The 21,944-nt window shown below is 52.0% G+C and carries 19 protein-coding genes; 8 read left to right on the top strand and 11 right to left on the bottom strand.

Features of this window, described 5'->3' with window-relative positions; all coding sequences use genetic code 11:
- Positions 1-2 precede the first annotated feature (2 nt).
- From IE054_RS16355 to IE054_RS16345, 3 genes are all read left to right on the top strand, one after another.
- Positions 3-1,757 carry a sugar phosphorylase gene (locus IE054_RS16355; protein ID WP_189408208.1) on the top strand — a complete coding sequence of 585 codons (1,755 nt, stop codon included), beginning with the start codon at positions 3-5 and terminating at the stop codon, positions 1,755-1,757.
- A 69-nt stretch (positions 1,758-1,826) separates the two neighbouring features.
- Entirely contained in the window at positions 1,827-3,053 is a 1,227-nt protein-coding gene (moeA, locus tag IE054_RS16350; RefSeq protein WP_189408206.1) for a molybdopterin molybdotransferase MoeA, read from the top strand.
- Positions 3,053-4,408 (top strand): MATE family efflux transporter, encoded by a 1,356-nt coding sequence (locus tag IE054_RS16345; protein WP_189408260.1) that lies wholly within the window; start codon positions 3,053-3,055, stop codon positions 4,406-4,408. Before moeA ends, IE054_RS16345 begins: the two co-directional genes overlap by 1 nt.
- Here the strand turns inward: IE054_RS16345 and IE054_RS16340 are convergent.
- The 7 genes from IE054_RS16340 to IE054_RS16310 form a co-directional block, all read right to left on the bottom strand.
- A complete protein-coding gene (locus IE054_RS16340) occupies positions 4,367-4,831 on the bottom strand; it encodes a hypothetical protein (protein ID WP_189408204.1) in 465 nt (154 codons plus the stop codon). The genes IE054_RS16345 and IE054_RS16340 overlap by 42 nt on opposite strands.
- 52 nt (positions 4,832-4,883) lie before the next feature.
- Positions 4,884-5,420, bottom strand: coding sequence for a helix-turn-helix domain-containing protein (locus IE054_RS16335; RefSeq protein ID WP_189408202.1), 537 nt, complete (start codon positions 5,418-5,420; stop codon positions 4,884-4,886).
- A gap of 208 nt (positions 5,421-5,628) precedes the next feature.
- A complete protein-coding gene (locus IE054_RS16330; protein WP_189408201.1) occupies positions 5,629-6,567 on the bottom strand; it encodes a S41 family peptidase in 939 nt (312 codons plus the stop codon).
- 31 nt (positions 6,568-6,598) lie between these two features.
- Positions 6,599-7,261: a rhomboid family intramembrane serine protease gene (locus IE054_RS16325; protein ID WP_189408199.1), complete on the bottom strand. Its 663-nt coding sequence runs from the start codon at positions 7,259-7,261 to the stop codon at positions 6,599-6,601.
- Positions 7,262-7,412: 151 nt separating this feature from the next.
- Positions 7,413-8,021, bottom strand: coding sequence for a nucleotidyltransferase family protein (locus IE054_RS16320; protein ID WP_189408197.1), 609 nt, complete (start codon positions 8,019-8,021; stop codon positions 7,413-7,415).
- Positions 8,018-9,199, bottom strand: a complete 1,182-nt coding sequence (locus IE054_RS16315) for a vWA domain-containing protein (protein WP_189408196.1) — start codon at positions 9,197-9,199, stop codon at positions 8,018-8,020. The genes IE054_RS16320 and IE054_RS16315 overlap by 4 nt, the downstream gene beginning before the upstream one ends.
- Positions 9,199-10,035 (bottom strand): AAA family ATPase, encoded by an 837-nt coding sequence (locus tag IE054_RS16310; RefSeq protein WP_189408194.1) that lies wholly within the window; start codon positions 10,033-10,035, stop codon positions 9,199-9,201. Before IE054_RS16310 ends, IE054_RS16315 begins: the two co-directional genes overlap by 1 nt.
- Before the next feature lie 210 nt (positions 10,036-10,245).
- Between IE054_RS16310 and cysK the strand changes: the two genes are divergently transcribed.
- Together cysK and IE054_RS16300 are read left to right on the top strand one after the other, a co-directional pair.
- Positions 10,246-11,211, top strand: coding sequence for a cysteine synthase A (cysK, locus tag IE054_RS16305; protein ID WP_189408192.1), 966 nt, complete (start codon positions 10,246-10,248; stop codon positions 11,209-11,211).
- A 126-nt stretch (positions 11,212-11,337) separates the two neighbouring features.
- A complete protein-coding gene (locus IE054_RS16300; RefSeq protein WP_189408190.1) occupies positions 11,338-11,802 on the top strand; it encodes a hypothetical protein in 465 nt (154 codons plus the stop codon).
- 24 nt (positions 11,803-11,826) lie between these two features.
- Here IE054_RS16300 and ggt read toward each other — a convergent pair whose 3' ends face one another.
- Together ggt and IE054_RS16290 are read right to left on the bottom strand one after the other, a co-directional pair.
- Positions 11,827-13,596, bottom strand: a complete 1,770-nt coding sequence (gene ggt / locus IE054_RS16295) for a gamma-glutamyltransferase (protein ID WP_189408188.1) — start codon at positions 13,594-13,596, stop codon at positions 11,827-11,829.
- An 8-nt stretch (positions 13,597-13,604) separates the two neighbouring features.
- Positions 13,605-14,369, bottom strand: a complete 765-nt coding sequence (locus IE054_RS16290; protein ID WP_189408187.1) for an enoyl-CoA hydratase — start codon at positions 14,367-14,369, stop codon at positions 13,605-13,607.
- A 121-nt stretch (positions 14,370-14,490) separates the two neighbouring features.
- Here IE054_RS16290 and rrtA point away from each other — a divergent pair, with 121 nt between their 5' ends.
- Positions 14,491-15,078: a rhombosortase gene (gene rrtA / locus IE054_RS16285; protein WP_189408259.1), complete on the top strand. Its 588-nt coding sequence runs from the start codon at positions 14,491-14,493 to the stop codon at positions 15,076-15,078.
- Positions 15,079-15,109: 31 nt separating this feature from the next.
- On the opposite strand, the gene IE054_RS16280 is transcribed toward rrtA, so the two are convergent.
- Positions 15,110-17,608 carry a S9 family peptidase gene (locus IE054_RS16280; RefSeq protein ID WP_189408185.1) on the bottom strand — a complete coding sequence of 833 codons (2,499 nt, stop codon included), beginning with the start codon at positions 17,606-17,608 and terminating at the stop codon, positions 15,110-15,112.
- Between the two features lie 304 nt (positions 17,609-17,912).
- On the opposite strand from IE054_RS16280, the gene IE054_RS16275 reads away from it, so the two are divergent.
- Entirely contained in the window at positions 17,913-18,461 is a 549-nt protein-coding gene (locus IE054_RS16275; protein WP_189408184.1) for a glutathione peroxidase, read from the top strand.
- A 138-nt stretch (positions 18,462-18,599) separates the two neighbouring features.
- On the opposite strand, the gene IE054_RS16270 is transcribed toward IE054_RS16275, so the two are convergent.
- Positions 18,600-19,199 carry an FMN-dependent NADH-azoreductase gene (locus IE054_RS16270; RefSeq protein ID WP_189408182.1) on the bottom strand — a complete coding sequence of 200 codons (600 nt, stop codon included), beginning with the start codon at positions 19,197-19,199 and terminating at the stop codon, positions 18,600-18,602.
- Positions 19,200-19,402: 203 nt separating this feature from the next.
- Between IE054_RS16270 and IE054_RS16265 the strand changes: the two genes are divergently transcribed.
- Positions 19,403-21,892 (top strand): CHRD domain-containing protein, encoded by a 2,490-nt coding sequence (locus IE054_RS16265; RefSeq protein WP_189408180.1) that lies wholly within the window; start codon positions 19,403-19,405, stop codon positions 21,890-21,892.
- Positions 21,893-21,944: the final 52 nt, after the last annotated feature.

Here is a 21,944-nt window from a genome sequence, read left to right as displayed (position 1 = left end):
CTATGCATCGCGAGCAACTGCACGAAAAAGTCTGCCACCACCTGCAAACGATTTATGCGGACGTTAGCCTGTCCATGCCAGTGGGCCAGCTGGCTGAAACGCTGATGGATACGATTGGGCTGCACCGCGATGATGATATAACGCCACCGGCTCCCCACAGCAATCAGTGGAACGAGGAAGACGTGGTCATGATCACCTATGGTGACAGCGTGGTGAGAGAGGCAGAACACCCGCTTAAAACGCTGGACCATTTTCTTCATACCTACTGCCGTAATACCATCAACAAAGTGCATATCCTGCCGTTTTTTCCCTACAGTTCAGACGATGGCTTCTCTGTCATTGACTACTCCAGTGTGAATGAGTCCCTGGGCGACTGGGACGACATTGAATCGCTGTCTAAAGACTATGGCCTGATGTTCGATCTGGTGATCAACCACTGTTCAGCCCGAAGCGGCTGGTTTGATAACTTCATTAAAAACGACGGGCCAGGCAGTGATTTCTTTTATACGGCCAGTCCCAGTGATGATTTGTCGATGGTCACACGCCCCCGTGTGTCTCCCCTGCTCAGAGAAACGCAGTGTGAAGACGGGGTGAAATATGTGTGGTGTACCTTTAGTCATGACCAGGTGGATTTTGATTTTCGTAACCCCAAGGTACTCATTGCCTTTGTTGAAATAATCCGTCTCTACATTGATAAGGGCGCGAAGCTGTTCCGCCTGGATGCGGTAGCATTTCTTTGGAAGGTAATAGGCACAAACTGTATTAATCTGCCACAAACCCATGAAATGATCCGCTTACTGCGTACACTCATTGAGCACGTCGATCCTGGCATCATCATCATTACCGAAACCAATATTCCCAACCGCGAAAACCTGACCTATTTCGGCAATGCCAATGAGGCGCATGCCATTTACAACTTTTCACTGCCCCCACTACTGGTTAACACGCTGGTCACAGGTGACTGTACCTACTTAAAGAACTGGATGATGAGCATGCCGCCGGCCCAGAACGGGACCACCTATTTCAATTTCATTGCTTCGCACGACGGCATTGGACTACGGCCGGCCGAAGGATTACTGAGCGATGAAGAAATCTCTACGCTGGTGCACAGCATGCAGCGCTTTGGTGGCAAAGTGTCCTGGCGTTCATCAGACCATGGTCAGCAAAAGCCCTACGAAATCAACATCACGCTGTTTGAAGCGTGTCAGGGCACTAACAAAGGGCCTGACAAGTTTCAGGTCGATCGTTTTATCTGTGCGCACGCCATTATGCTGGGCATGGAAGGGATCCCGGGTTTATATATTCATAGCCTGGTCGGTACCGGCAACGATTATGAGAAAGTTGCCAATACCGGGCAGAATCGCTCGATAAACCGCAAACGCTGGGATTTTGATGAACTGGCAGCCCTGCTCGACTCCCCCTACTCGCAGCATCATAAAGTGCTGACCCGCTTATCGCAGCTGATTCGTATCCGAAAAGCACAGCGGGCATTTCATCCGAATGCAACGCAATATACGCTACAGTTGGGTGAAGCGGTGTTTGGCTACTGGCGTCAAAGCCTCGATCGCAAACAAAGTGTGTTCTGTGTCAGCAATATCAGCGACACCGAGCAGGCCGTATTATTGTCGGATATCAACCTTATTGGCACTGATCACTGGATCGACCTCATTTCGCGGGCGCCTATCGATAATCTAAGCAATTTTCTGCAGCTCAAACCTTACCAAACGGTGTGGATAAGTAATCAGGACTGGGAGTAAACGGCATTGGCAAAGTGCTGACATTCATGGATAATCTGCCTCCTGAATCCTTACCAAGGCAGGCAGAGAATGGCTACATCCGCGAACTGGTTATCGTTGTCGCAGGCAAGTGCGAAAATTGCTCAGGCGGCAACGACTGTCACTGACACCGAAACAGTTGCGTTGTCCGACGCGTTAGGCAGGGTTCTGGCCGCCGATCTCAACGCCACGCAGGATGTGCCACCCTGGGATAATGCGGGCATGGATGGCTACGCTGTTGCCTGTGACGACACCGACGCAGACCTGTTACCGGTTCAGGGTGTCATTACCGCCGGCCAGTCTGACATTCCGGCACTGAACCGCGGTGCCTGTCTGCGAATAATGACCGGGGCGCCCCTCCCTGCAGGCGCTGACGCTGTCGTTATGCAGGAAAATACCAGCCGCCACAACGATGCCATCCGCTGTCATGTCCCCCCCTCTCCTGGCGATAATATTCGTCGCAGAGGCTGCGATATTTCGCGACATGAGGTATTGCTTAACCAGGGCACATTGCTGGGTCCTGCGCATCTTATGGTTATTGCCGCACAGGGGCGCAATGACGTTACGGTCACCCGCAAACTGAAAGTAGGCGTACTGACTACCGGCGATGAACTCATTGAGCCGGGTGGCACGCTGCATGGCGGTCAGATATTTGATGCGAACCGTACCGGTATCAGCGCCCTGCTTCATTCTCTGCCAGTCACAGTGACGGATTACGGTATTGTGAAAGACGAGCCGGCACAGCTCAGAGACGTTTTTGAGCGCGCCACGAATAGCCAGGATGTGCTGATCTCGAGTGGCGGTGTATCGGTCGGCGATGCAGACTTTGTTAAATCAGTTGTGGCGCAGGCGGGCAGTATTGATTTCTGGAAGGTCGCCATCAAGCCCGGGAAACCGTTCGCCTTTGGTAAACTTGGCCACACCCTTTTTTGTGGGGTACCCGGCAATCCCGTCTCGGCCTATGTGACGACACAGATGCTGGTACTGCCACTGCTTGCTTCGCTTTGTGGTATGCCCGGCCATGAGCCGCCATTGAGTCGCGCGACACTGACCGCGACGATAAACCGCCGGCCCGAACGCCAGGAATTTATGCGGGCGCGGTACGAAAATAATGCTGAAACAGGGTTACGCGTAACCCCGCTTCCTCGCCAGAGTTCCGCTGTTATGACGTCTGTCACGCAGGCTAACTGCTATCTTCTCATTGAGGCAGACTGCGACGGCATCGAGCAGGGAGAACAGGTATCGATTCTTGCGTTTAACCCTATGGGTAGCGTGTGATGGTCATATCCCGGCGCTTCGCACTTGAAACCCGGCGACTGATACATCTTGCCTGGCCACTGTTAATTGCGCAGATTACGCAAATGCTGATGGGCGTCAGCGATACCATCATGGCCGGGCGTTATGATGCCGTTGATATGGCTGCAGTGGCACTGGGCTTTAGTCTTACCATCCCATTGATGTGTTTCATTCAGGGTATCGCGCTGGCGTTGCCGCCGCTGATATCCCGTTTGCATGGTAAAGGACAATCACAGCGGGTGGCCAATGTCAGCCAGCAGGCTGGGTATTTGCTGTTAGCCATGGGCCTGGCGGTGTTACTTCTTTATCCTGTCGCCGACAAGCTGGTGGCGTTGTTTCCGATGGAACCTGCGCTTTATGCGATTACGCTCGACTATGTTGAGTTTGTGCTGCTGGCCATGCCGGGCTTTGCGCTGTATCAGTGGTTACGCAACTATTGTGAAGGTCTGGGTAAAACCAAGCCGACTATGATCATTACGGTCATCGGTCTGGGCGTCAATATTATTGGCAACTATGTCTTTATTTATGGCGCAGGGCCCATTCCGGCTTTTGGTGGTGCGGGCTGCGGTATTGCGACGGGGCTGGTGATCTATGCCATGCTGATCGCGACCTTTATTTACACACTGCTTTCCCCCACGCTTGCGCGCTACGCACTGTTTGCGCAGTGGCACAGACCGGTACTATCGCTGGTATGGCGTACGCTAAAACTCGGTATGCCAATTGCCATGACGCTGTTGTTCGAAGTTACTCTGTTTGCCGTCGTTGCTTTACTGGTCGCGCCTTTCGGTGCTACAACAGTGGCAGCGCATCAGGTCGCACTGAACTTCTCTGCCCTGATGTTTATGTTTCCGTTAAGCCTGGGGATGGCCGTTTCGATTCGCGTTGGATACCGGATTGGTCAGTTGCGTCCTCAGCAGGCCATTATTGCAGTAAAAAGTGCATTGTCTGTCGGTCTGATTATCGCGGTGTTTACCGCGTCATTTACCGTACTGGCAAAGGCTGCAATTGTCAGCCTGTATACTGACGATATGGCCGTCTTCTCAATGGCAAATGCACTGCTTATTTATGCCGCCCTGTTTCAGTTTTCCGATGCCATTCAGGTCATTTCTGCCAATGTACTGCGCGGCTATAAAGACACCACCGCCATGTTTCTCATTACGTTTTGTGCATACTGGCTAATTGGGCTCCCCACAGGCATCATTCTGGGACGCACCGACTGGCTGACCGACGCACCGATGTCGGCCGCCGGCTTCTGGATCGGGTTTATTGTTGGCCTTAGCAGTGCTGCTGTGATGTTAGGCGCCCGTGTGTGGGTTATTCAGCGAAGACTGGCCTGATGTGCGTTTACTGGAAACAATGCGCGCCAGCCAGGCTCCCACCAGACACAGAGGTATAGGTGCAATGAGTTTACTTAGTTGTTGCAGCAGGCTGTGTTCGGGATGTAAAACGACACTGACGACGCCATAGATGATTAGCATGACTGCAAAGTACATTGCCGGTCTGAACGATGCCTGAGCACTGCGGGAAGTGGCAAATGCAGCGCAAATAACAGCAGAGAACGCACCAATAAGTGCCGATCCAACGCGGATCATATCTGCCTGTGCTGCATAGTGTGTCAGTTCCTGATGCGTCATACTGCTTGCATCAATCCCTGACTGCCAGACACCGGTCAGAATGATTGACCCGGTGACGGTCAGTGCAATGTACAGCAAAAATGTCAGGCCCAGTGTTTTTAACGTAGCAGTTTGTATTTTCATCATTTGTCTCCCGGCGCAGTCTCCGCATCGTGCGTACTGCCCCCGTTCATTCAGGTTAAAACAAAGATGAGCCGCCGTAATATTTCTTTTTTAACTGCCTGTCGCGCCATAACAGCACTATTGCAGACACCACCAGTGCTACTGAAACCGTGTTTTTGAGAAGCTGAAAGGTGTGTTCAGTGATCTCATTTTGATTAAACGCGGCAAAAATACAGAAAAACGCGGCCAGATGAGAGACAAACACCAGTGCAAAGCTCACGTATAATTTTTTGAATGCTTTGCGCCTGGCTACCTTGTCTGCTCGCTGAGTAACGCTGTCGTCCTCCTCGCAATTGCCAGAGCTTAACCTGCATACAGTGTCGTGATTATCGACCTCTACATGCGGCTCGGGCGATACAGCTAGCAACGCCTGCGTATCTGTTTCAAAGACGGCGGCCAGGCATTTAACACTTTCCTGGGATGCCACCGCCCTGGCCTCAATACGCTGAACTGTTCGCAGGCTCAACCCTGAAACATCGGCAAGTTGTTGCTGTGACCAGCAACGCTGATCACGTAATTGCTTTAGCTTTTCTGCATTTATTTTCACAAGCACGGCAGAGTTTCCTCGTCGGCTCAACCGTAATCAGGATGACGAACACGCAGTCACTGCCCCGTCCGTATCCTGTGTATTACAATCTAACCGGAAACCCGTTTTTCCTTTACGACATCACTACGTAACCCTTACGTTACCAATACGACAGTCACGCTTAAAGCCTTATTTTGAAGGGGTTTATCGCCTTGGCTATGGCAGGACAATGAATTTATATGTTCTTTTCAGCCAGCGCGATGGCCTGCGCCAATGCGCTGGCGTTGTCTGTCTGATAGTCAGAATCAACGCCCCAGTCATGCCAGTTATCGCCCGACACCGGGTGTGCAAAGACAGCCCGGGGAACCCGCAGACTTACATGCTCGGACAGCGCAAAGGTATCGGGCAGGACTGCGACGCCCATCGTACGTTCCCCTACAATTGTTACGTTGCCCGACGCTCCTAACAGATAGGAAAACCATTCCCAACTACCATTCACAAACGCAGAATTCACGATATACACCGGTGTTGCAGGTGCGACGGCGTTAGTTACAGGTGACGCCGTGAGGTGCTCGGTACGGCCACCTGCGAAACAAAGCTCGCCCAGCACAGCCCCCGGCGAGTGAAAGTGGCTTAGCATGTGATGGACTGCCGTAATACTGCCGCGCGCCACTCTGGAAAGATCGATCACGAGTGCTCTGCAGCCAGCAACCGCACGCATTGCGTCACTGATGTCCTCGCTGGCATGGTCATAATCAATATCTCCGGTAAGGGAAATTACGCCAACCCTATCGGACAAAGTTCGCGTTTCAATTGTACCGGGGTAGTTCAGCGGCTGAATAGCTGGGTCGTTCTCTATTCCTGGCCGCTGCAGGACAGTGAAACCATTGTCACCGCTGGCCTGATGCAGCAGGTGCTCCAGTTGCTGGCGCAAATGACCAAACTGAAACTGGCGATCAAAATCACCGGCCTGCAGACGCGCTTCAAGTGCGCGGGTAATGTCAGGCACCTTTTCATCAAGCAGATAATACTGCCGGATCCTGTCGATACTCTGCTGTATCACCGAACTGACTTCGTGCCTTTCTATCAGCGTTTCCTTATCGGGCGCTTTGGTCATCGCCGCCAAAGTCAGTGGGGCCGTCAGCACCAGCCATATAAAAAGTATCGCACGCACTGTTGTTCCCTCGACCTGTCGGACGGCCCTATTATTGTTGTTCACGGCGCTCATCATCCGCGTCCTGCTTCCATGCATCGCCAATGACAGGATCGTCCAGTTCTTCTTCATTTTCCCAACTGTAGCGTTTAACGTCAGGCTTTGGATCGCGCCGCCACCATAAAAATGCTGCCACGACACCGCCTACTGCACCAAAGAAATGCGCTTCAAAGGAAATGGATGGATCGCGCGGGAATATTGTCATGATCATGCCCCCGTACATAAAAAAGGCAATCATCATAAGCGCGACCGAGCGTTTATCGCGACGCAGAATACTGACGACGAATAAAAAGAAAAACAGGCCATGGCTGATGCCGCTCGCACCAATATGCACAGAGTCCCGGCCAAACAGAAACACGCCAACCCCGGAGCATAGCCAGGCACTAAGCAATACTTTGTTGCGGCTGCTTGGGTAGCCATAAAGTAACATGGAGCCCAGTACAATCAGGGGCAGAGTATTGTGAAATAAGTGTTCATACGAGCCATGCACCAACGGCGAGGTTAAAATGCCGTAACTGCGCTCCCACGCCCAGGGCACAACTCCCAGCATATTAAGCGGCAGACTGAATAACACGCCAGCCGACTGAATCACCCACAACGCGGAAACTGCGCAGACACTGATAACGATTGCGTGTTTAAGACTGATTGACTGCATGCGTGACTCCGGCACATAAGTAGCGGGGATGACCAGGTGCCGTCTGGCGGCGCTTAGCTGTTAAACAAGCGTCGAATACTACTTAGCAGACAGTGACTTATTCGACGCTTAAGTTCAGGTAACAGAATAAGTGGGAGCAAACACGCAAATATCAAGGGAGTGAAGAGGGAGTACGCTGCCAGTCATCTTCTGTGTCTATATCCCAGCCGGCCTCGGCATGTGGCACAGCCCGACATTGCGGTGGTGACAACGCCAGCGTACGTTTGATTATGCGCCCTGCGCCACTGTCCCCACGCAGACTGCGCAGTTCGGCAAAGCAGGATTCAGGAAACACCGCCGGCACCCCTTCGGCGTTGTGCCAGCGACTGGCAATGATCATACCCGGCGAACGTCTCGCTGCGTCAAGCAACGGTTGTACTGACGCAGTACTGATGGCCGGCAAATCACCGACACACACCAGTACGTGTGAGGTGTCTGGCCATGCCTGCGTAATCTCCTTTATGCCATGAGCCAGAGAAAAACCCATACCGCCCTGCCAGTGACCGTTGTAGCTGACACGAACCGGCAGCGAATTCAGTATGCCCTGCAGCTCCTCATGCCATTTCCCGGTGACGACCAGCGTGTCGTTTACCAGCGGTGTCAGCGCTTTGATCACATGAGCGAGCAGCAGGGTACCGTCTGCACGTTTGCTCAGCAGCTTATTGCCTGTCGTGTAGCGGCTACCAGCCCCACCCGCCAGCACCAGCGCCCGTGGGGTCACCTGGACCTGCTCAGTGTGGCTATGCCGTCAGTTAATCCCTCCAGCGTCAGCGGAAACATGCGATCGCCCATTATCTCCTTTAGGATACTGACGGAGTGATAATACGGCCAGTATTGCTCAGCCTGCGGATTCAGCCAGATGGCTTTGCCAAAATGGTTAAGCAGTCGCTGCATCCAGGCACTGCCCGGCTCTTCATTCCAGTGCTCGACACTGCCGCCCGGGTACGTGATCTCATACGGCCCCATGGTCGCGTCACCCACAAAAATAACCTTATAGTCTGGGCCATAGCGATGAATAATATCCCACACCGGAATACGCTGCGTGTTGCGTCGCGCATTGTCCTGCCACACCTCTTCATACACGCAGTTGTGAAAATAAAAATACTCAAGATATTTAAACTCCGCGTGCACCGCTGAAAACAGCTCCTGTGTGGTTTTGATGTAAGGATCCATTGAGCCGCCGACATCAAAAAACATCAGCACTTTAACCGCGTTATGGCGCTCTGGCGTCATGTGGATGTCCAGCATTCCGCCTTTGCGGGCAGTTTCACCAATGGTAGTTGGCATGTCGAGTTCTTCACTGGCACCGGTGCGGGCAAATTTGCGTAACTTACGCAGTGCCATCTTGATGTTTCGGGTACCCAGTTCCACATCACTTGACAGGTTACGAAACTCACGCTTGTCCCACACCTTGGCAGCAGAGAAACGGCGGTTGCCTTTTTGCCCGATGCGTACGCCCATGGGATTATCACCGTAGGCTCCAAAGGGTGAAGTGCCGCCTGTGCCAATCCACTTGTTGCCGCCCTGATGGCGTTTTTGCTGCTCTTCCAGGCGTTTTCTTAACGTATCCATCAGCTCATCGAGACCGCCCATTGCTTTAAGTTTAGCCTTTTCCTCATCAGTGAGCGTCTTCTCCAGTTCCTTACGTAACCAGTCTTCCGGGATCTCCTCACCGAACAGATCAATCGACGACACACCTTCAAAGTAATCGGCAAATGCACGGTCGAACTTGTCATACTGACTTTCATCTTTAACCAGAATGGTGCGTGACAAGGCATAAAACGCATCAATGTCGGCGTACACTACCTGATGTTTCAACGCGTTCAGCAGATCCAGCAGTTCGCGCAGGCTGGTTTTCAGCCGGTATTTGCGTAGCGTAAAAAAGAAATCAATCAGCATTAGCGACGGGCCATGAACACCAGTTTTTCAAACAGGTGAATGTCCTGTTCGTTTTTCAGCAATGCGCCATAGAGTGGCGGGATCGCCGTTTTACCCTCTTTATCGTGCAGGGCCTCGGGGGGAATATCTTCTGCCACCAGCAGCTTCAGCCAGTCAATCAGTTCTGACGTAGACGGCTTTTTCTTGAGCCCCGGTACCTCACGGACTTCAAAGAACGCGTTCAGCGCACTGTCAAGCAACTGCTTTTTAAGGTTTGGAAAGTGAACATCGACAATGTCACGCATTTCATCCGGCGTTGGGAACTGGATGTAGTGGAAAAAACAGCGGCGTAAAAAGGCATCCGGCAGTTCTTTCTCATTGTTGGAGGTGATAATGACGATGGGCCGTTGCCTGGCGACGATCTGCTGCTGTGTTTCGTATACAAAAAACTCCATCTTATCGAGCTCCAGCAATAAATCGTTTGGAAACTCTATATCGGCTTTGTCGATTTCATCAATCAGCAGCACTGGGCGCTCGGTTGCCTCAAAGGCTTGCCACAGCTTACCTTTAACAATGTAGTTTGAAATATCGTGTACCCGATCATCACCCAGCTGCGAATCACGCAGCCGAGATACAGCGTCGTATTCGTACAGGCCCTGCTGCGCTTTGGTCGTCGACTTGATATGCCAGGGGATAAGCTCGGTATTCAGGCTTGTTGCCAGCTCTTCAGCCAGCATGGTTTTGCCGGTGCCCGGCTCGCCCTTGATTAATAAAGGGCGTTCCAGTGTCATTGCCGCGTTTACCGCCAGTCGCAGTTCCTTGGTCGCAATGTAATTCGACGTACCATCAAAAGCCATCAGTTCTCCTTAGGGAAGATTTTCTGTTTAAAATAACCATAACATATAGCGAAAAAAGACTTTTCATTTTCGCATTTCAGACCAATCATATAAGGGTTAATACAAGTACCCCAATTCAGGTTGTGAATAGTTAGCTATTATACTGGCACGGGTTGAAGAATCACCGTTCGCACCCAGATTTAGGGGTAGATAAACGAGTAAGGATGAATCATGCAAGTATACGACGACAATTCGCTGTCAATTGGCCATACGCCACTGGTTAAGTTAAACCGCGTAACAGGCGGCAATGTTTATGCGAAAATGGAATCCCGTAACCCCAGTTTCAGTGTAAAGTGCCGGATTGGCGCAAGCATGATCTGGGACGCAGAGCAACGTGGCGTGCTCACCGAAGGCAAGGAAATTGTTGAGCCAACCAGCGGTAATACCGGTATTGCCCTTGCCTTTGTCGCGGCCTCTCGCGGCTACAAGCTGACCCTGACCATGCCCAGCAGCATGAGTCTTGAACGTCGTAAATTGCTTAAAGCCCTTGGCGCCAACCTGGTGCTGACTGAAGCCCCCAAGGGCATGAAAGGCGCTGTCGCGGCGGCACAGGAAATTGTCGATAGTAACCCGGATAAGTACGTGCTGCTTCAACAGTTCGACAACCCGGCTAACCCTGCCATCCATGAAAAAACCACCGGCCCGGAAATCTGGGAGGATACCGACGGAAGCATTGATGCCTTTGTTGCAGGTGTTGGTACAGGCGGCACCATCACTGGTGTAAGTCGCTATATCAAGAATACCAAAGGTAAGGCCATCACCTCGGTTGCCGTTGAACCGACTGATTCACCGGTTATTACGCAAGCTAAAAATGGTGAAGAACTTACCCCAGGTCCACATAAAATTCAGGGGATTGGTGCGGGCTTTATTCCCGGCAACCTGGATCTTGATATGGTGGATGAGGTTGAACAGGTCACCAATGAAGAATGCATGGAAATGTGTCACCGTCTGATGAAAGAAGAAGGTATTCTGGCCGGTATTTCATCTGGTGCTGCAGTAGTAGCCGCTAAGCGCTTCATAGAGCGTCCGGAAAACAAAGACAAAACTGTCGTGGTCCTGCTGGCCAGTGGTACCGAGCGGTATCTCAGCAGCCCGTTGTTTGCCGGTGAATTTTCGGACCAGGAAGAAGTGCAGTAAAGTTATAGCGCTTCAAATAGCAGACAAAGCGAGGCCATGCCTCGCTTTTTTATTTTGAAAATCAGATAGCTTGAGTGGTAGTCTTAGCGCAATTAATTCTGACCGGGCATTGCCCTTATTCACACTATGCAAAAAAACCAACCCATCGCGTCATTGCTGCTAATGCTGTTGCTTGTCATCAGCGGCTGTGAGAAGCAGGAAAAGGAAGAACGTCTTGGCCGTTACGGCATGCTGGATGAGGGCTCACCGGAGTATACGGCGGTGCGGTTTATGCGAGGAATTTATGCTGAACCCACGCTGGATTCGGCCATTGCCCTTAGCACCGAACGTCTTGGTCGTATTCTTACTAACTACCACACCAACCGCAATGTTCAGCGCCACTTACTTGATCTTAAATATGATACCGTGGACATTAAACCGCAGGAAAGTAACCGGGTCGCACGCAGCGAATATGCCGAAAAGGCCACAATCACCCTGTTTCTTAGTGGCACGTACGGTGAGGATAAGATAGAAGATATCCGCAGTCTGGATCTGGTCAGGGAAAAAGGCGACTGGAAAGTTGCCAAAATCCACCCTGACCATTTTCTGTAAGAAGCGATGCAGTAAACGTGGGGCTTACTGCCCCACAGCGATACCTTCCCGACGCGGATCCGCACCACCGATCAGCGAATCATCCTTCAACTGAATGCCATGTAACCCGCTGTTAAGATCCTGCACCCTGACCTTGTGCCCCAGTTTGCGTAATGGCCCTTCTAACTGCGTGACCGGCGTGCCCGCTTCCAGCGCGGTGTAGTCGTTACGGTTAGTGATCCTGGGCATATTAATGGCTTGCTGTATATCCAGATTAAAATCCAGCACCCCAATCAGCGTCTGTGCCACGTAACTGATGATCCGGCTGCCGCCGGGCGAGCCGACCACCAGCTCCAGCTCTCCGTTACTGTCAAACACCATGGTCGGGCTCATGGCACTGCGCGGCCGTTTATGCGGCTCAACCCGGTTAAGGACCGGGAAGCGGTGTTCGGTCGGCAGGAAAGAAAAGTCGGTTAACTGATTATTCAGCATAAAGCCACCGACCATCAGCCCTGAGCCGAACATAAACTCGATACTGGTGGTCATGGAAACGGCATTACCCTGCTTATCGACAATAGATATGTGCGACGTATTGGGCTGTTCACCTGACATACCCGTGGCTATCTGGGCCTGAGCATACGGGGCGCCCGCGCGCGCTGGCTGCCACTTACGATCTGTGCGGACAAGCTCGCTGCGTCGTTTCAGGTATGCAGGATTAATCAGTGCCGCATACGGCAGATTTGTAAAGTCAGTGTCCGCCACATAGCGCTCGCGATCCGCATAGGTCAGTGCACTGGCCTGGGTGAACAGATGGGCAAACTCTACCGAGCCGGGGCCATACTGACTAAGCGACTTATCTTCTAATAACTTCAGGATTTGAAAGACATTAATGCCGCCGGAGCTCGGCGGCGCCATGCCACAGATCCGCCGTGTGTGGTAATCACCACACACAGGCTGACGTTTAATCACTTTGTAGTTTGCCAGATCATCAAGGCTTAACTGTCCCGGATTTATCGCTGCACCATTGACCGCCTCGACAATTTTTTTTGCCAGCGGCCCGGTATACAGATAGTCACTACCATTCTCTGCAATACCGGTCAGTGATTTAGCCAGCTTACTGTTGGTGCGCACATAGCCTTCTTTCAGCGGCATACCGCCGGGGAAAAAATACGTAGAACTGGCAGCAAACTCCTTCAGCCCGGGGTGGTAATCCATGGCCACCAGCTTTGCCAGGCGTGGCGACACCGGAAACCCCTTTTTGGCCAGCTTAATCGTATCGTTGAAAAGGTCGCGCCATGGCAGGCTGCCAAAGTCCTGATGGGCTACCTCCAGCGCTTTTATGGCGCCAGGAACGCCCACAGACTTACCTCCGACCACAGCATCCAGCCAGTCCATGGGCTGGTTACCCTGCATAAACCAATGCGCATTCACGGCTTCAGGAGCCATCTCCCGCCCATCATAGGTATGCAGAACTTTATTCTCATTGTCCCAGTACAGAATAAACGCGCCGCCGCCGATCCCGGAGGACTGTGGTTCAACCAGTGACAGCATGGCCTGAATCGCTACGGCAGCGTCAATGGCACTGCCGCCCTGCTCTATCACCCGCTTGCCAGTCCAGCTTGCATAAGGGTTCGCTGCGACCACCATAAACTCATCGGCTGTGAACGCCGATTTCCGGTCAAAGCCAGTGGCGGCCTCCGGCTCTCTGTCTTCCCTCTCACTGGTTTGTGCCTGAGTAACCGGTGACGTGATGAGCAACAGGCAGAGTACGGCGCCTGCAAAAGCACGCGTCTGCGTGGCTAAGGTTGAACGCATAATGATCCTTACTTGAATTTTTCCGGATTGATCGGGCGCTTGTTCAGAAACGCGTCGAACGCCTCCTGAGCAGCCTCGGTATTCATTGCTTCAATGAAGACATCCAGCTCTTCATTCATTTGCTGCATCACCGCATCGTCATCGTTACGCATCAGTGACTTGGTATGATTCAGCGAAAATGCCGGTTTCGCGGCCAGCTTACTGCAGATACGCTCTACGTGTGCGTCGAGGTGTTCCCCGTCAACAATGTCGGTAATGATGCCAAAGGTTTTCGCTTCTTCGGCACTAAAGGGTTCACCGAGCATCAGCCATTCACTGGCTTTACGGTGTCCGGCCAGGCGTGGCAACAGATAACTGGACGCATACTCCGGCACCAGGCCAAGATTAATGAAAGGCAGAACAAATTTGGTATCTGGCGCGCTGTAAACCAGATCGCAATGCAGCAGCAACGTAGTACCGATCCCCACTGCCATGCCTTCGACCTGCGCCACAACGGGCTTCTTACAACTTGCCAGTGCACGCATGAATGCGGCTGTCTCAGACACATGTTCAGTGTCTTTCTTACTGGCAAAATCACCAATATCATTGCCGGCAGTGAAACACTGGCCCTCACCGCGGATGCAGACCACTTTTACCGACGCGTCCTGCTGCACCTTATCCAGTGCATCGGCCATTAACTGGTACATTTCGCGGGTCAGCGCGTTTTTCTTTTCTGGCCGTGACAACTGAATGTACACAACCTGGTCTTTTTGGTTTACCTGAATGAGGCTCATAGCTACTCCCTACATAGAGATATGTCACCCACCTTACGTGCAACCGTCCAGCTGGGATGTCAAATTATCTGATTTGTGTATGATAACGGGCAAATGACGTAACTGAAAATAACTATCAATGATACGTGCGCTCCCCCTTTCACCTGTCCATAGTGGCGGGCCACTTCTCGTCGCGCTGCTAAGCAGCCTGGCCTTCTTTTTCGAACCGCTTTCGGGCGACTGGTTAGCGTATGATCGCTACGCCATTGAAGGCTGGGAAACATGGCGGCTGCTCACCGGTAATCTGGTGCATACCAACGGCTATCACCTTTTGCTTAACCTGGCCGGGCTGACCCTGTTGTGGGCACTGCACGGCGACTATTACCGTATTGGCCGCTTTTTTAAAGTCTTAATCTGGTGTTGTCTGGGAACCAGCGGCGGCCTCTACATTCTCTCCCAGGATCTGATTTGGTACGCGGGCCTATCCGGCGCGTTGCATGGATTATTCACCTGGGGCGCCTGCATGGATATTCGTCAGGGCTTAAAATCTGGCTGGTTGTTACTGATTGGCGTCGCGATAAAAATTGGCTATGAGCAGGTAAACGGCAGCAGTAATGATGTGGCCAGTCTGATTGATGCCACCGTTGCGGTGGATGCACACCTTTATGGGGCGGTGTGTGGTGTGGCGTTGTTTATCCTGATGTGGCGCCTGACAAAGACCAGATCATAAAAAAGGCAGGCCCGTGGCCTGCCTCATGCGTTTATAAATTCTCTTCGAACAACTTATATATCCGACGGTACTCGTCCAGCCAGGAGCTGGGCTGCACAAAACCATGCGGCTCGACCGGATAAATGGCCGTTTCAAAGTCTTCTTTTTCCAGCTCAATCAGCCGCTGTACCAGGCGAACAGTGTCCTGAAAGAACACATTGTCGTCCACCATTGGCGCATTGATTAACAGCGGTTTGTTTAGCCCTTCTGCAAAATAAATGGGTGAGCTTTTTTCATAAGCAATGGGATCCACATCAGGTGTATTGAGAATATTCGAAGTATACCCCGTATTGTAGTGTGCCCAGTCGGTTACCGGACGTAGTGCCGCACCGGCCTGGAACAGGTCTGGCTCGGTAAACAGCGACATAAAGGTTAAGAAACCGCCATAAGAGCCACCGTACGTACCTATACGATCGCGGGCCACGTTAGCGTTATCAACCAGCCAGTCAACACCGTCCTGCAAGTCCTGCACCTCGGGCGTGCCCATCTGGCGATAAATGGCAGTACGCCAGTCGCGTCCGTAACCTGCAGACGCCCGGTAATCCATGTCCAGTACCACATACCCTTGTTGCACCAGCATGCTGTGGAACATAAATTCGCGGAAATATCCGGACCAGCCAAGATGCGCATTTTGCAGATACCCGGCGCCATGATTAAACACCACGGCCCGGCGCGGCTCGCCCTGTTGGTAGTCGTCCGGCAGATACACACGGGCATAAATTGGCTGATCGGTGTGCGATGATTTAATTGGCACAACCTGCGGCACCGACCATGGTAACGCGTCGAACTTGTCACTGACAGTATCGGTAATCCTGGTTGCTGTCGCCGATGCGTTGGCAGCTTTCAGATATAGCTCCGGCGGCTGCGTCACCTTACTGTGGGTAAGTAGTAGCTGAGACTCATCGGGACTTAAGACGTAATCGGTGATGCCGTTAAGCGCGGTCATGGCCTGTATATCACCGCTATTGGTATTTACCCGGTAGACTTCGTACACGCCCGGATGCGTCTTATTGGCGGTAAAATACAGCCACTTATCATCGCGGGTCAGGGTCAGCGAATCGGTAATGTAGGCACCACTTGTCAGCGCTCGCGGTGCCTCACCCGGCGTCTGCAGGTACAGGTGCGCGTAACCGGTATGCTCTGACTGGTAAAATAAGGTTTCCTCGTTATGCAGCCAGCCAAACTGATTAAAACGATAATTTACCCAGGCATCGTCATGCAGACGATGCTGATTCACCAGCGTATGATTATCAAAATCAACAGTAGCGATCCAGCGATCTTTATTGTCCCAGGCTTCTAACATTACCGCGACCTGGTTACCGTTCTGATGCCAGCGAATTGAGGGTTCTGACCAGTACCAGCTTTGCAGCAACGTTATCTCGCGCGGCAGACGGTTGACCTCATAGGTTTCGCCATTCGCTTTTGCGTTTTCAGCTTTTACCCCGGCCAGTACATCTTCGTTATAGCCTGGCAGCGTCGTATATGACAACTCGTGCTTTGTCTGGCTTTCAAGATCAAGTAACCACAGTGTGTGATTTACCGGTTCGGCATCTGCCACACGGCGGCGCGCTGGCACACCCTTTATTCTGGCATCTTCCTGAATATAGTGTGGCATGATATCGGTATCATCGCGCCATGGCTCATCTTTAGTAGTAACCACCAGCGCCTGATTGCCTTTTGGTGAAACGGTAGCCGCAACGAGTCGGTCACCGGCATCAAAATAAAACGGTGTGGGCGCAACGGACCGGTTGGCTTTTGCCAGTGCCTCTTCCTGATCGGCACTCGCCTGGCGTTGCTGGCGGGTTTTGGCAATATAGTCAATCAGCGACTGCTGCTCACGTGCAATATAGTCTTTAGGCTCATCAACGGCTTTTGGTTCTTCTGAAAACGCCCAGCTAACAAGCTCTTCACGCTGACCGGTAACCAGATTAATTGCAATGATCGCATTGCCTGACTGCGCCATGAGACGATTATCCGTCATAAATGACAGATGTCTGAGGCTGCTCCCGCCACGGGTAAGCTGCACCAGCTCATCATTGGCCATCATCACATAAATGCTGTCTTCGAACCGAAATGCCGTATAGCGGCCATCATTACTGACCGCTTTTTCATCAAACCGAAAGCGATGCAGTTCATTCAGTGCAACGTCGTCGGCGTCCTGTGGCGCCGATACGCGTGCAGCATAAACGGTGTTCAGGTGGCTGTCCTGACGCTCACGTTCATAGACCAGAAAGTCACCATTCACTGACCAGCCCATTGATTCGGGCTGACGGCCAAGCCATTGCGGATCAGCCATGATCTGTTTAAGCGTTATCGTGTTTCCCGTATTAGCCGATGCGCTTACATCAGGCGTAATCGTCTGTGCGTCCTCTGCACTGACAGGCGTGACTGCTGACGTGTTGGAGGAGGCGGTTGGGGACGAAGTGGCGGCGCAGGCACAGAGTGTTGTAGTAAGGCCCGCAGCCAGTAAAAACGAGGTGATCTTATTCATTATTTCCCGTACTGATTTATTAACCTACCCGGCCATTATACGCACTAGCAACATCACATGGTCAATGCTTACCTTTTAAACCTGGCGACTTATCGAGACAGCCCGCAAGTGGAAATTAAAGCCATTTAATAATGACCTTATGATTTAAAGCTGGTGTATGATTAAGGAAGGCTTTCTCACCAGGAGCTTCGGCCATTGCCCGCGAAACCTGCCTTGCGAGTACGCACTTCAGGACTTGCTGAGTGATGATAGACTTATCCGCATCTTCCTTAACGCGTGATTGTGTAATTGCAAAGGAAAAACTATGAAACGTACCTTTACCATTATAGCACTGCTTGCCGGTCTGACAGTAGGCTCAGCCAGTGCCAGCACCTGTCCTGATGTGCTCAAGTTCATGAAGCGCAAGCTCAACTCTCAGGAGACGGTAAACCTGTGTCAGGCTTATAAAGGAAAAGCCCTGCTGATTGTGAATACCGCCAGTTATTGTGGCTTCACACCGCAGTTTGAAGGCCTTGAAGCCATGTATGACAAGTACCGGGATAAAGATTTTGTGGTACTTGGGTTCCCCTCTCACGAATTTAACCAGGAAGCGAAAAGTGAAAAGAAAACCGCGGAGTTATGCGAGCTTACTTACGGCGTAGAGTTCCCGATGTTTGAACCGACTGATGTCAAAGGGGATGACGCCGACCCCTTGTATCGTATGCTGGCAGAAGCCACAGGAAAGGCACCGTCCTGGAACTTTAACAAATACCTGGTGGATAAACAGGGCAATATTGTGAAGCATTACGGCAGCAAAGTAACGCCGACTGACGATGTACTGGTAGCTGATGTCGAGCGCGTGATCGCGAAATAATCCTCCCATAAAAAAGCCCCGCGAAACTCGCGGGGCAATCAAGCACACTCAACTTGGAACACACTTTAGCGGAAAAGCGAATGTACAGCGTGCACATTCATAACACTTTTTGCTAACTGCATAGATTTAGTCCACCACTTAAGCAGTTAGTTCAATAATTTTTGCATTAGCGTGATCAAAACCTTGTCTGGCCGCTGTGTCGCCCATCGCGAGCCCCTCAGCATAGACCATCCGTACATCATCAATGCCGATAAAACTGAAAAAATGTTGTAAATACGCGCTTTGCCTATCTTTGTCTGTACCTGCATACATGCCGCCCCGGGCAGCAAGCACCGTCACAGTTTTTTCTTCCAGCAAACCAACAGGGCCGTTTTCTGTGTACCTAAACGTGACACCTGCACGTGCAATTCGGTCCAGCCAGGCTTTCAAAAGTGAAGGAATACCGAAATTGTACATGGGTACGGCCAGTATAATTTCATCGGCGGCCTGCACCTCTGCTACCAGCGTGTCTGACATCGCAGCGAGCGCTTGCTGATCCGCATTGCGTTGCGAAGCCGCGACCGACCAGGCCTGCATTTCTTTTGCACTCAGATGTGGCAGCGACATCTCAACTAAATCACGTTCGGTCACGGTGACAGACTGCGACGCCTTGAGCGCTGACAAATAAGTCTGCGCAATTTTTGTAGAATTACCGTCTGCCTGATTCAGACTTGAATAAACAACCAGTACCTTTTTCATATCATGCTCCTCACAATTCAGTACTGGCTATACTATTTTCTATATTTAAGAATTAATATTGCATTTATACGGCTAGTTAGTTCTATTATTTAGATTAATCAACGTTAATAAAAAATTACATAAATGTAACAGTCAATTTACGATCTGCAAATAATACCCCGGCGTAATCGACTCTGAAAATCAGATATGATGAGGACTCGCCGATGCGACGCAATAAACTACTGCTTTCTGCTTTTGTCACCCCTGTCCTGTTAACCGGTTGCTGGCTGGATGACGACGACGATACATCAACACCCAGCCCGGATCCGGTCCCACCTGCTGATCCGGAATACGCCAATGTCAGGGTGATTCATGCTGCCTCCGATGCCCCCACCGTCGATATTACTGCGAATGACGATATCCTCAACGGCCTTGAAATGGTCGATTACCAGATGTCATCCGGTCGTTTTGAAGTGGAAACCGGTGAGTACGATGTCGGCGTGACAGCTAACCTGCCCGGCGACGATGCAGAAGTCCTGCAGGCAGACGTAGTGCTTGAGGCCGATATGAACTATGACTTTTTCGCCGTCGGTAATGTGGGCGATGACAGTTTAATGTTGCTGCCTGTCAGTAGCACTGAAACCGCAGTGGACGCAGGTAACGCGCAGGTCCAGATTGTCCATGCCGCTTCGATGGCACCGACCGTTGACATTTATGTCACTGCACCGGACGCCGACTTAAGCAGTCAGCAGCCTCTGGTAACCGCGGCCTTCACCGATGCCACGGACCTGCAACAGATCACGGCGGGTGACTACCGGATCCGCATTACGCCAGCCGGCGAAACAGATGTTGTCTATGACTCAGGCACGGTAAACCTGGCTGATGGTGCAGATTTACTGATTGCTGCAACAAATAATGTGGCAACCGGTGACTCGCCTGTCACGCTACTTGTGGCCGATGGCACAGAAGCAATGAAGCTTTATGATATGGATGCCACGGCAGATATTCGTGTAGTCCACGGGATCAGCGATGGGCCCGCAGTAGATGTCATTGCTAATAACGAGATCACGCTGGTTGACGGACTGAGCTTTCCATCGGCGACAGACTACCTGAATGTCATGCCGGGGGATTATCTGATTGACATAGTAGCCGATGAAGACAACAGCATTGTCGCAGTCGACGATGCCGAAGTAACTCTTGAACAAGGCATGTTTTATACAGCGGTTGCCAACAATACGCTGGCCAGTCCTGAACTCGACCTGCTGACCGATATGCCGCGCAGTATTGCTACTGAGGCGCAGGTGCGGGTCGTCCATGCCTCCCCTGCTGCGGGCGCAGTAGATGTGTATGTTACCGGCGATGGTGACATTGATGGTGTCGACCCCGCACTGAGTAACATCCAGTACAGCACCGGCGATCTGGCGGATAGCGGCTATGTGAGCCTCGCCGAAGGCGAGTATGTGATCACCGTTACCCCCACCGGTACCAAAACTGCAGCGATCGAAACGGGTATGCTGACGCTTGATAATGGCGGCATTTATACGGCAGTCGCCGTAAACGGTGATATGGAAGGTGATTTGCCGCAGCTTATTTTGCAGGACGATTTAGCGCCGCCCGCACCTGCCTTTGAGGCTGACATGACCTACTCAGTCAGCCTGTCCGGACATCAGGAAGTACCGGCCGTAGATGTCATGACAATGGCTGCCGCGATGGTGGAAATCGATGAAGATCTCCCCGCGTTTCGCATAACCCTGGACGCCTCAATGGTTGAAAATGCCAACGCAGCGCACGTGCATGACGGTGACATTGGCATGAATGGCGATGTCGCCTTTCCGTTGACCGCTTCCGGCGACGGTGAGTTTGTGCTAGAGCAAACCATGCTTACCCCAGAGCTGCTGGAAGACCTGACCAGCGGCGAGTGGTACCTGAACGTACACACTGACGCTTACCCGTCGGGCGAAGTACGCGGTCAGATTGTTGCCGACACTACCGCCGTTGTCACATTCCCTATTAGCGGTGCACAATCAGTGCTGGCTACCGATTCTATGGCCATGGGTTATGGCTACGCACTGTACGACACTACCAGTGACAGTGTCATGCTTACCGCTGTCACAGAAGGCATCGACGATGCGACTGCCGCGCATATTCATACCGGGTATGCAGGCGAAACCGGTGGCGTCGTGGTGGGTCTGATGCAACACAGCGAGATGGATGGCGTGTGGATGACTGATGGTGCCATCGCACTGGACGGCGAAGTGGCAACACGGTTGCTGTCAGGCGGTCACTATACTAACTTCCATACACCCGCCTTTCCCAATGGCGAAATACGTGGCCAGATCACGCCGGACAATATTGAAGTCTATGGGATCACGGCAACAGGTGATCAGGAAGTACCGGCGGTAACCACCAGTGCTTATGGTTACGGTGCATTTACGCTAAATACTGACACGGGCGCACTGCGCGGTCAGGTCAGCGTGTTTGATATCACGCCGAACATGGCACACCTGCATGAAGGTGAAGCGGGTAGCAACGGTGGTGTCGTATTCGGGCTTGAGAGCAATGGCATGGGGATGTGGTTTGTGCCTGATAACACCATGCTCACTGACGGCCAAATCGAGACCATGCAAGCAGCAGGTTACTACACCAACTTCCACACCGACGCCTTCCCGGATGGCGAGCTGCGCGGTCAGGTCACGCTGGGCTTTGACCAGTAGTCAGAGGCGCTAACATAAATACAGCCCCGCTTCACGCGGGGCTTTTTGTTAT

This window comes from Alteromonas halophila (assembly GCF_014651815.1).
GTDB lineage: Bacteria > Pseudomonadota > Gammaproteobacteria > Enterobacterales > Alteromonadaceae > Alteromonas > Alteromonas halophila.
The sequence above is the reverse complement of the archived record's forward strand: the minus strand, read 5'-3'. Positions and strand labels throughout refer to the sequence as shown.

Bases quoted from the DNA above. Each gene is read 5' to 3' on its own strand.
- IE054_RS16310 (WP_189408194.1), bottom strand. From the start codon at position 10,035: ATGGCTTTTGATGGTACGTCGAATTACATTGCGACCAAGGAACTGCGA.
- IE054_RS16290 (WP_189408187.1), bottom strand. From the start codon at position 14,369: ATGAGCCTCATTCAGGTAAACCAAAAAGACCAGGTTGTGTACATTCAG.
- cysK (WP_189408192.1), top strand. From the start codon at position 10,246: ATGCAAGTATACGACGACAATTCGCTGTCAATTGGCCATACGCCACTG.
- IE054_RS16270 (WP_189408182.1), bottom strand. From the start codon at position 19,199: ATGAAAAAGGTACTGGTTGTTTATTCAAGTCTGAATCAGGCAGACGGT.
- IE054_RS16265 (WP_189408180.1), top strand. From the start codon at position 19,403: ATGCGACGCAATAAACTACTGCTTTCTGCTTTTGTCACCCCTGTCCTG.
- IE054_RS16275 (WP_189408184.1), top strand. From the start codon at position 17,913: ATGAAACGTACCTTTACCATTATAGCACTGCTTGCCGGTCTGACAGTA.
- ggt (WP_189408188.1), bottom strand. From the start codon at position 13,596: ATGCGTTCAACCTTAGCCACGCAGACGCGTGCTTTTGCAGGCGCCGTA.
- IE054_RS16325 (WP_189408199.1), bottom strand. From the start codon at position 7,261: ATGCAGTCAATCAGTCTTAAACACGCAATCGTTATCAGTGTCTGCGCA.
- IE054_RS16280 (WP_189408185.1), bottom strand. From the start codon at position 17,608: ATGAATAAGATCACCTCGTTTTTACTGGCTGCGGGCCTTACTACAACA.
- IE054_RS16345 (WP_189408260.1), top strand. From the start codon at position 3,053: ATGGTCATATCCCGGCGCTTCGCACTTGAAACCCGGCGACTGATACAT.
- IE054_RS16340 (WP_189408204.1), bottom strand. From the start codon at position 4,831: ATGATGAAAATACAAACTGCTACGTTAAAAACACTGGGCCTGACATTT.
- moeA (WP_189408206.1), top strand. From the start codon at position 1,827: ATGGCTACATCCGCGAACTGGTTATCGTTGTCGCAGGCAAGTGCGAAA.
- IE054_RS16300 (WP_189408190.1), top strand. From the start codon at position 11,338: ATGCAAAAAAACCAACCCATCGCGTCATTGCTGCTAATGCTGTTGCTT.
- IE054_RS16355 (WP_189408208.1), top strand. From the start codon at position 3: ATGCATCGCGAGCAACTGCACGAAAAAGTCTGCCACCACCTGCAAACG.
- IE054_RS16315 (WP_189408196.1), bottom strand. From the start codon at position 9,199: ATGCTGATTGATTTCTTTTTTACGCTACGCAAATACCGGCTGAAAACC.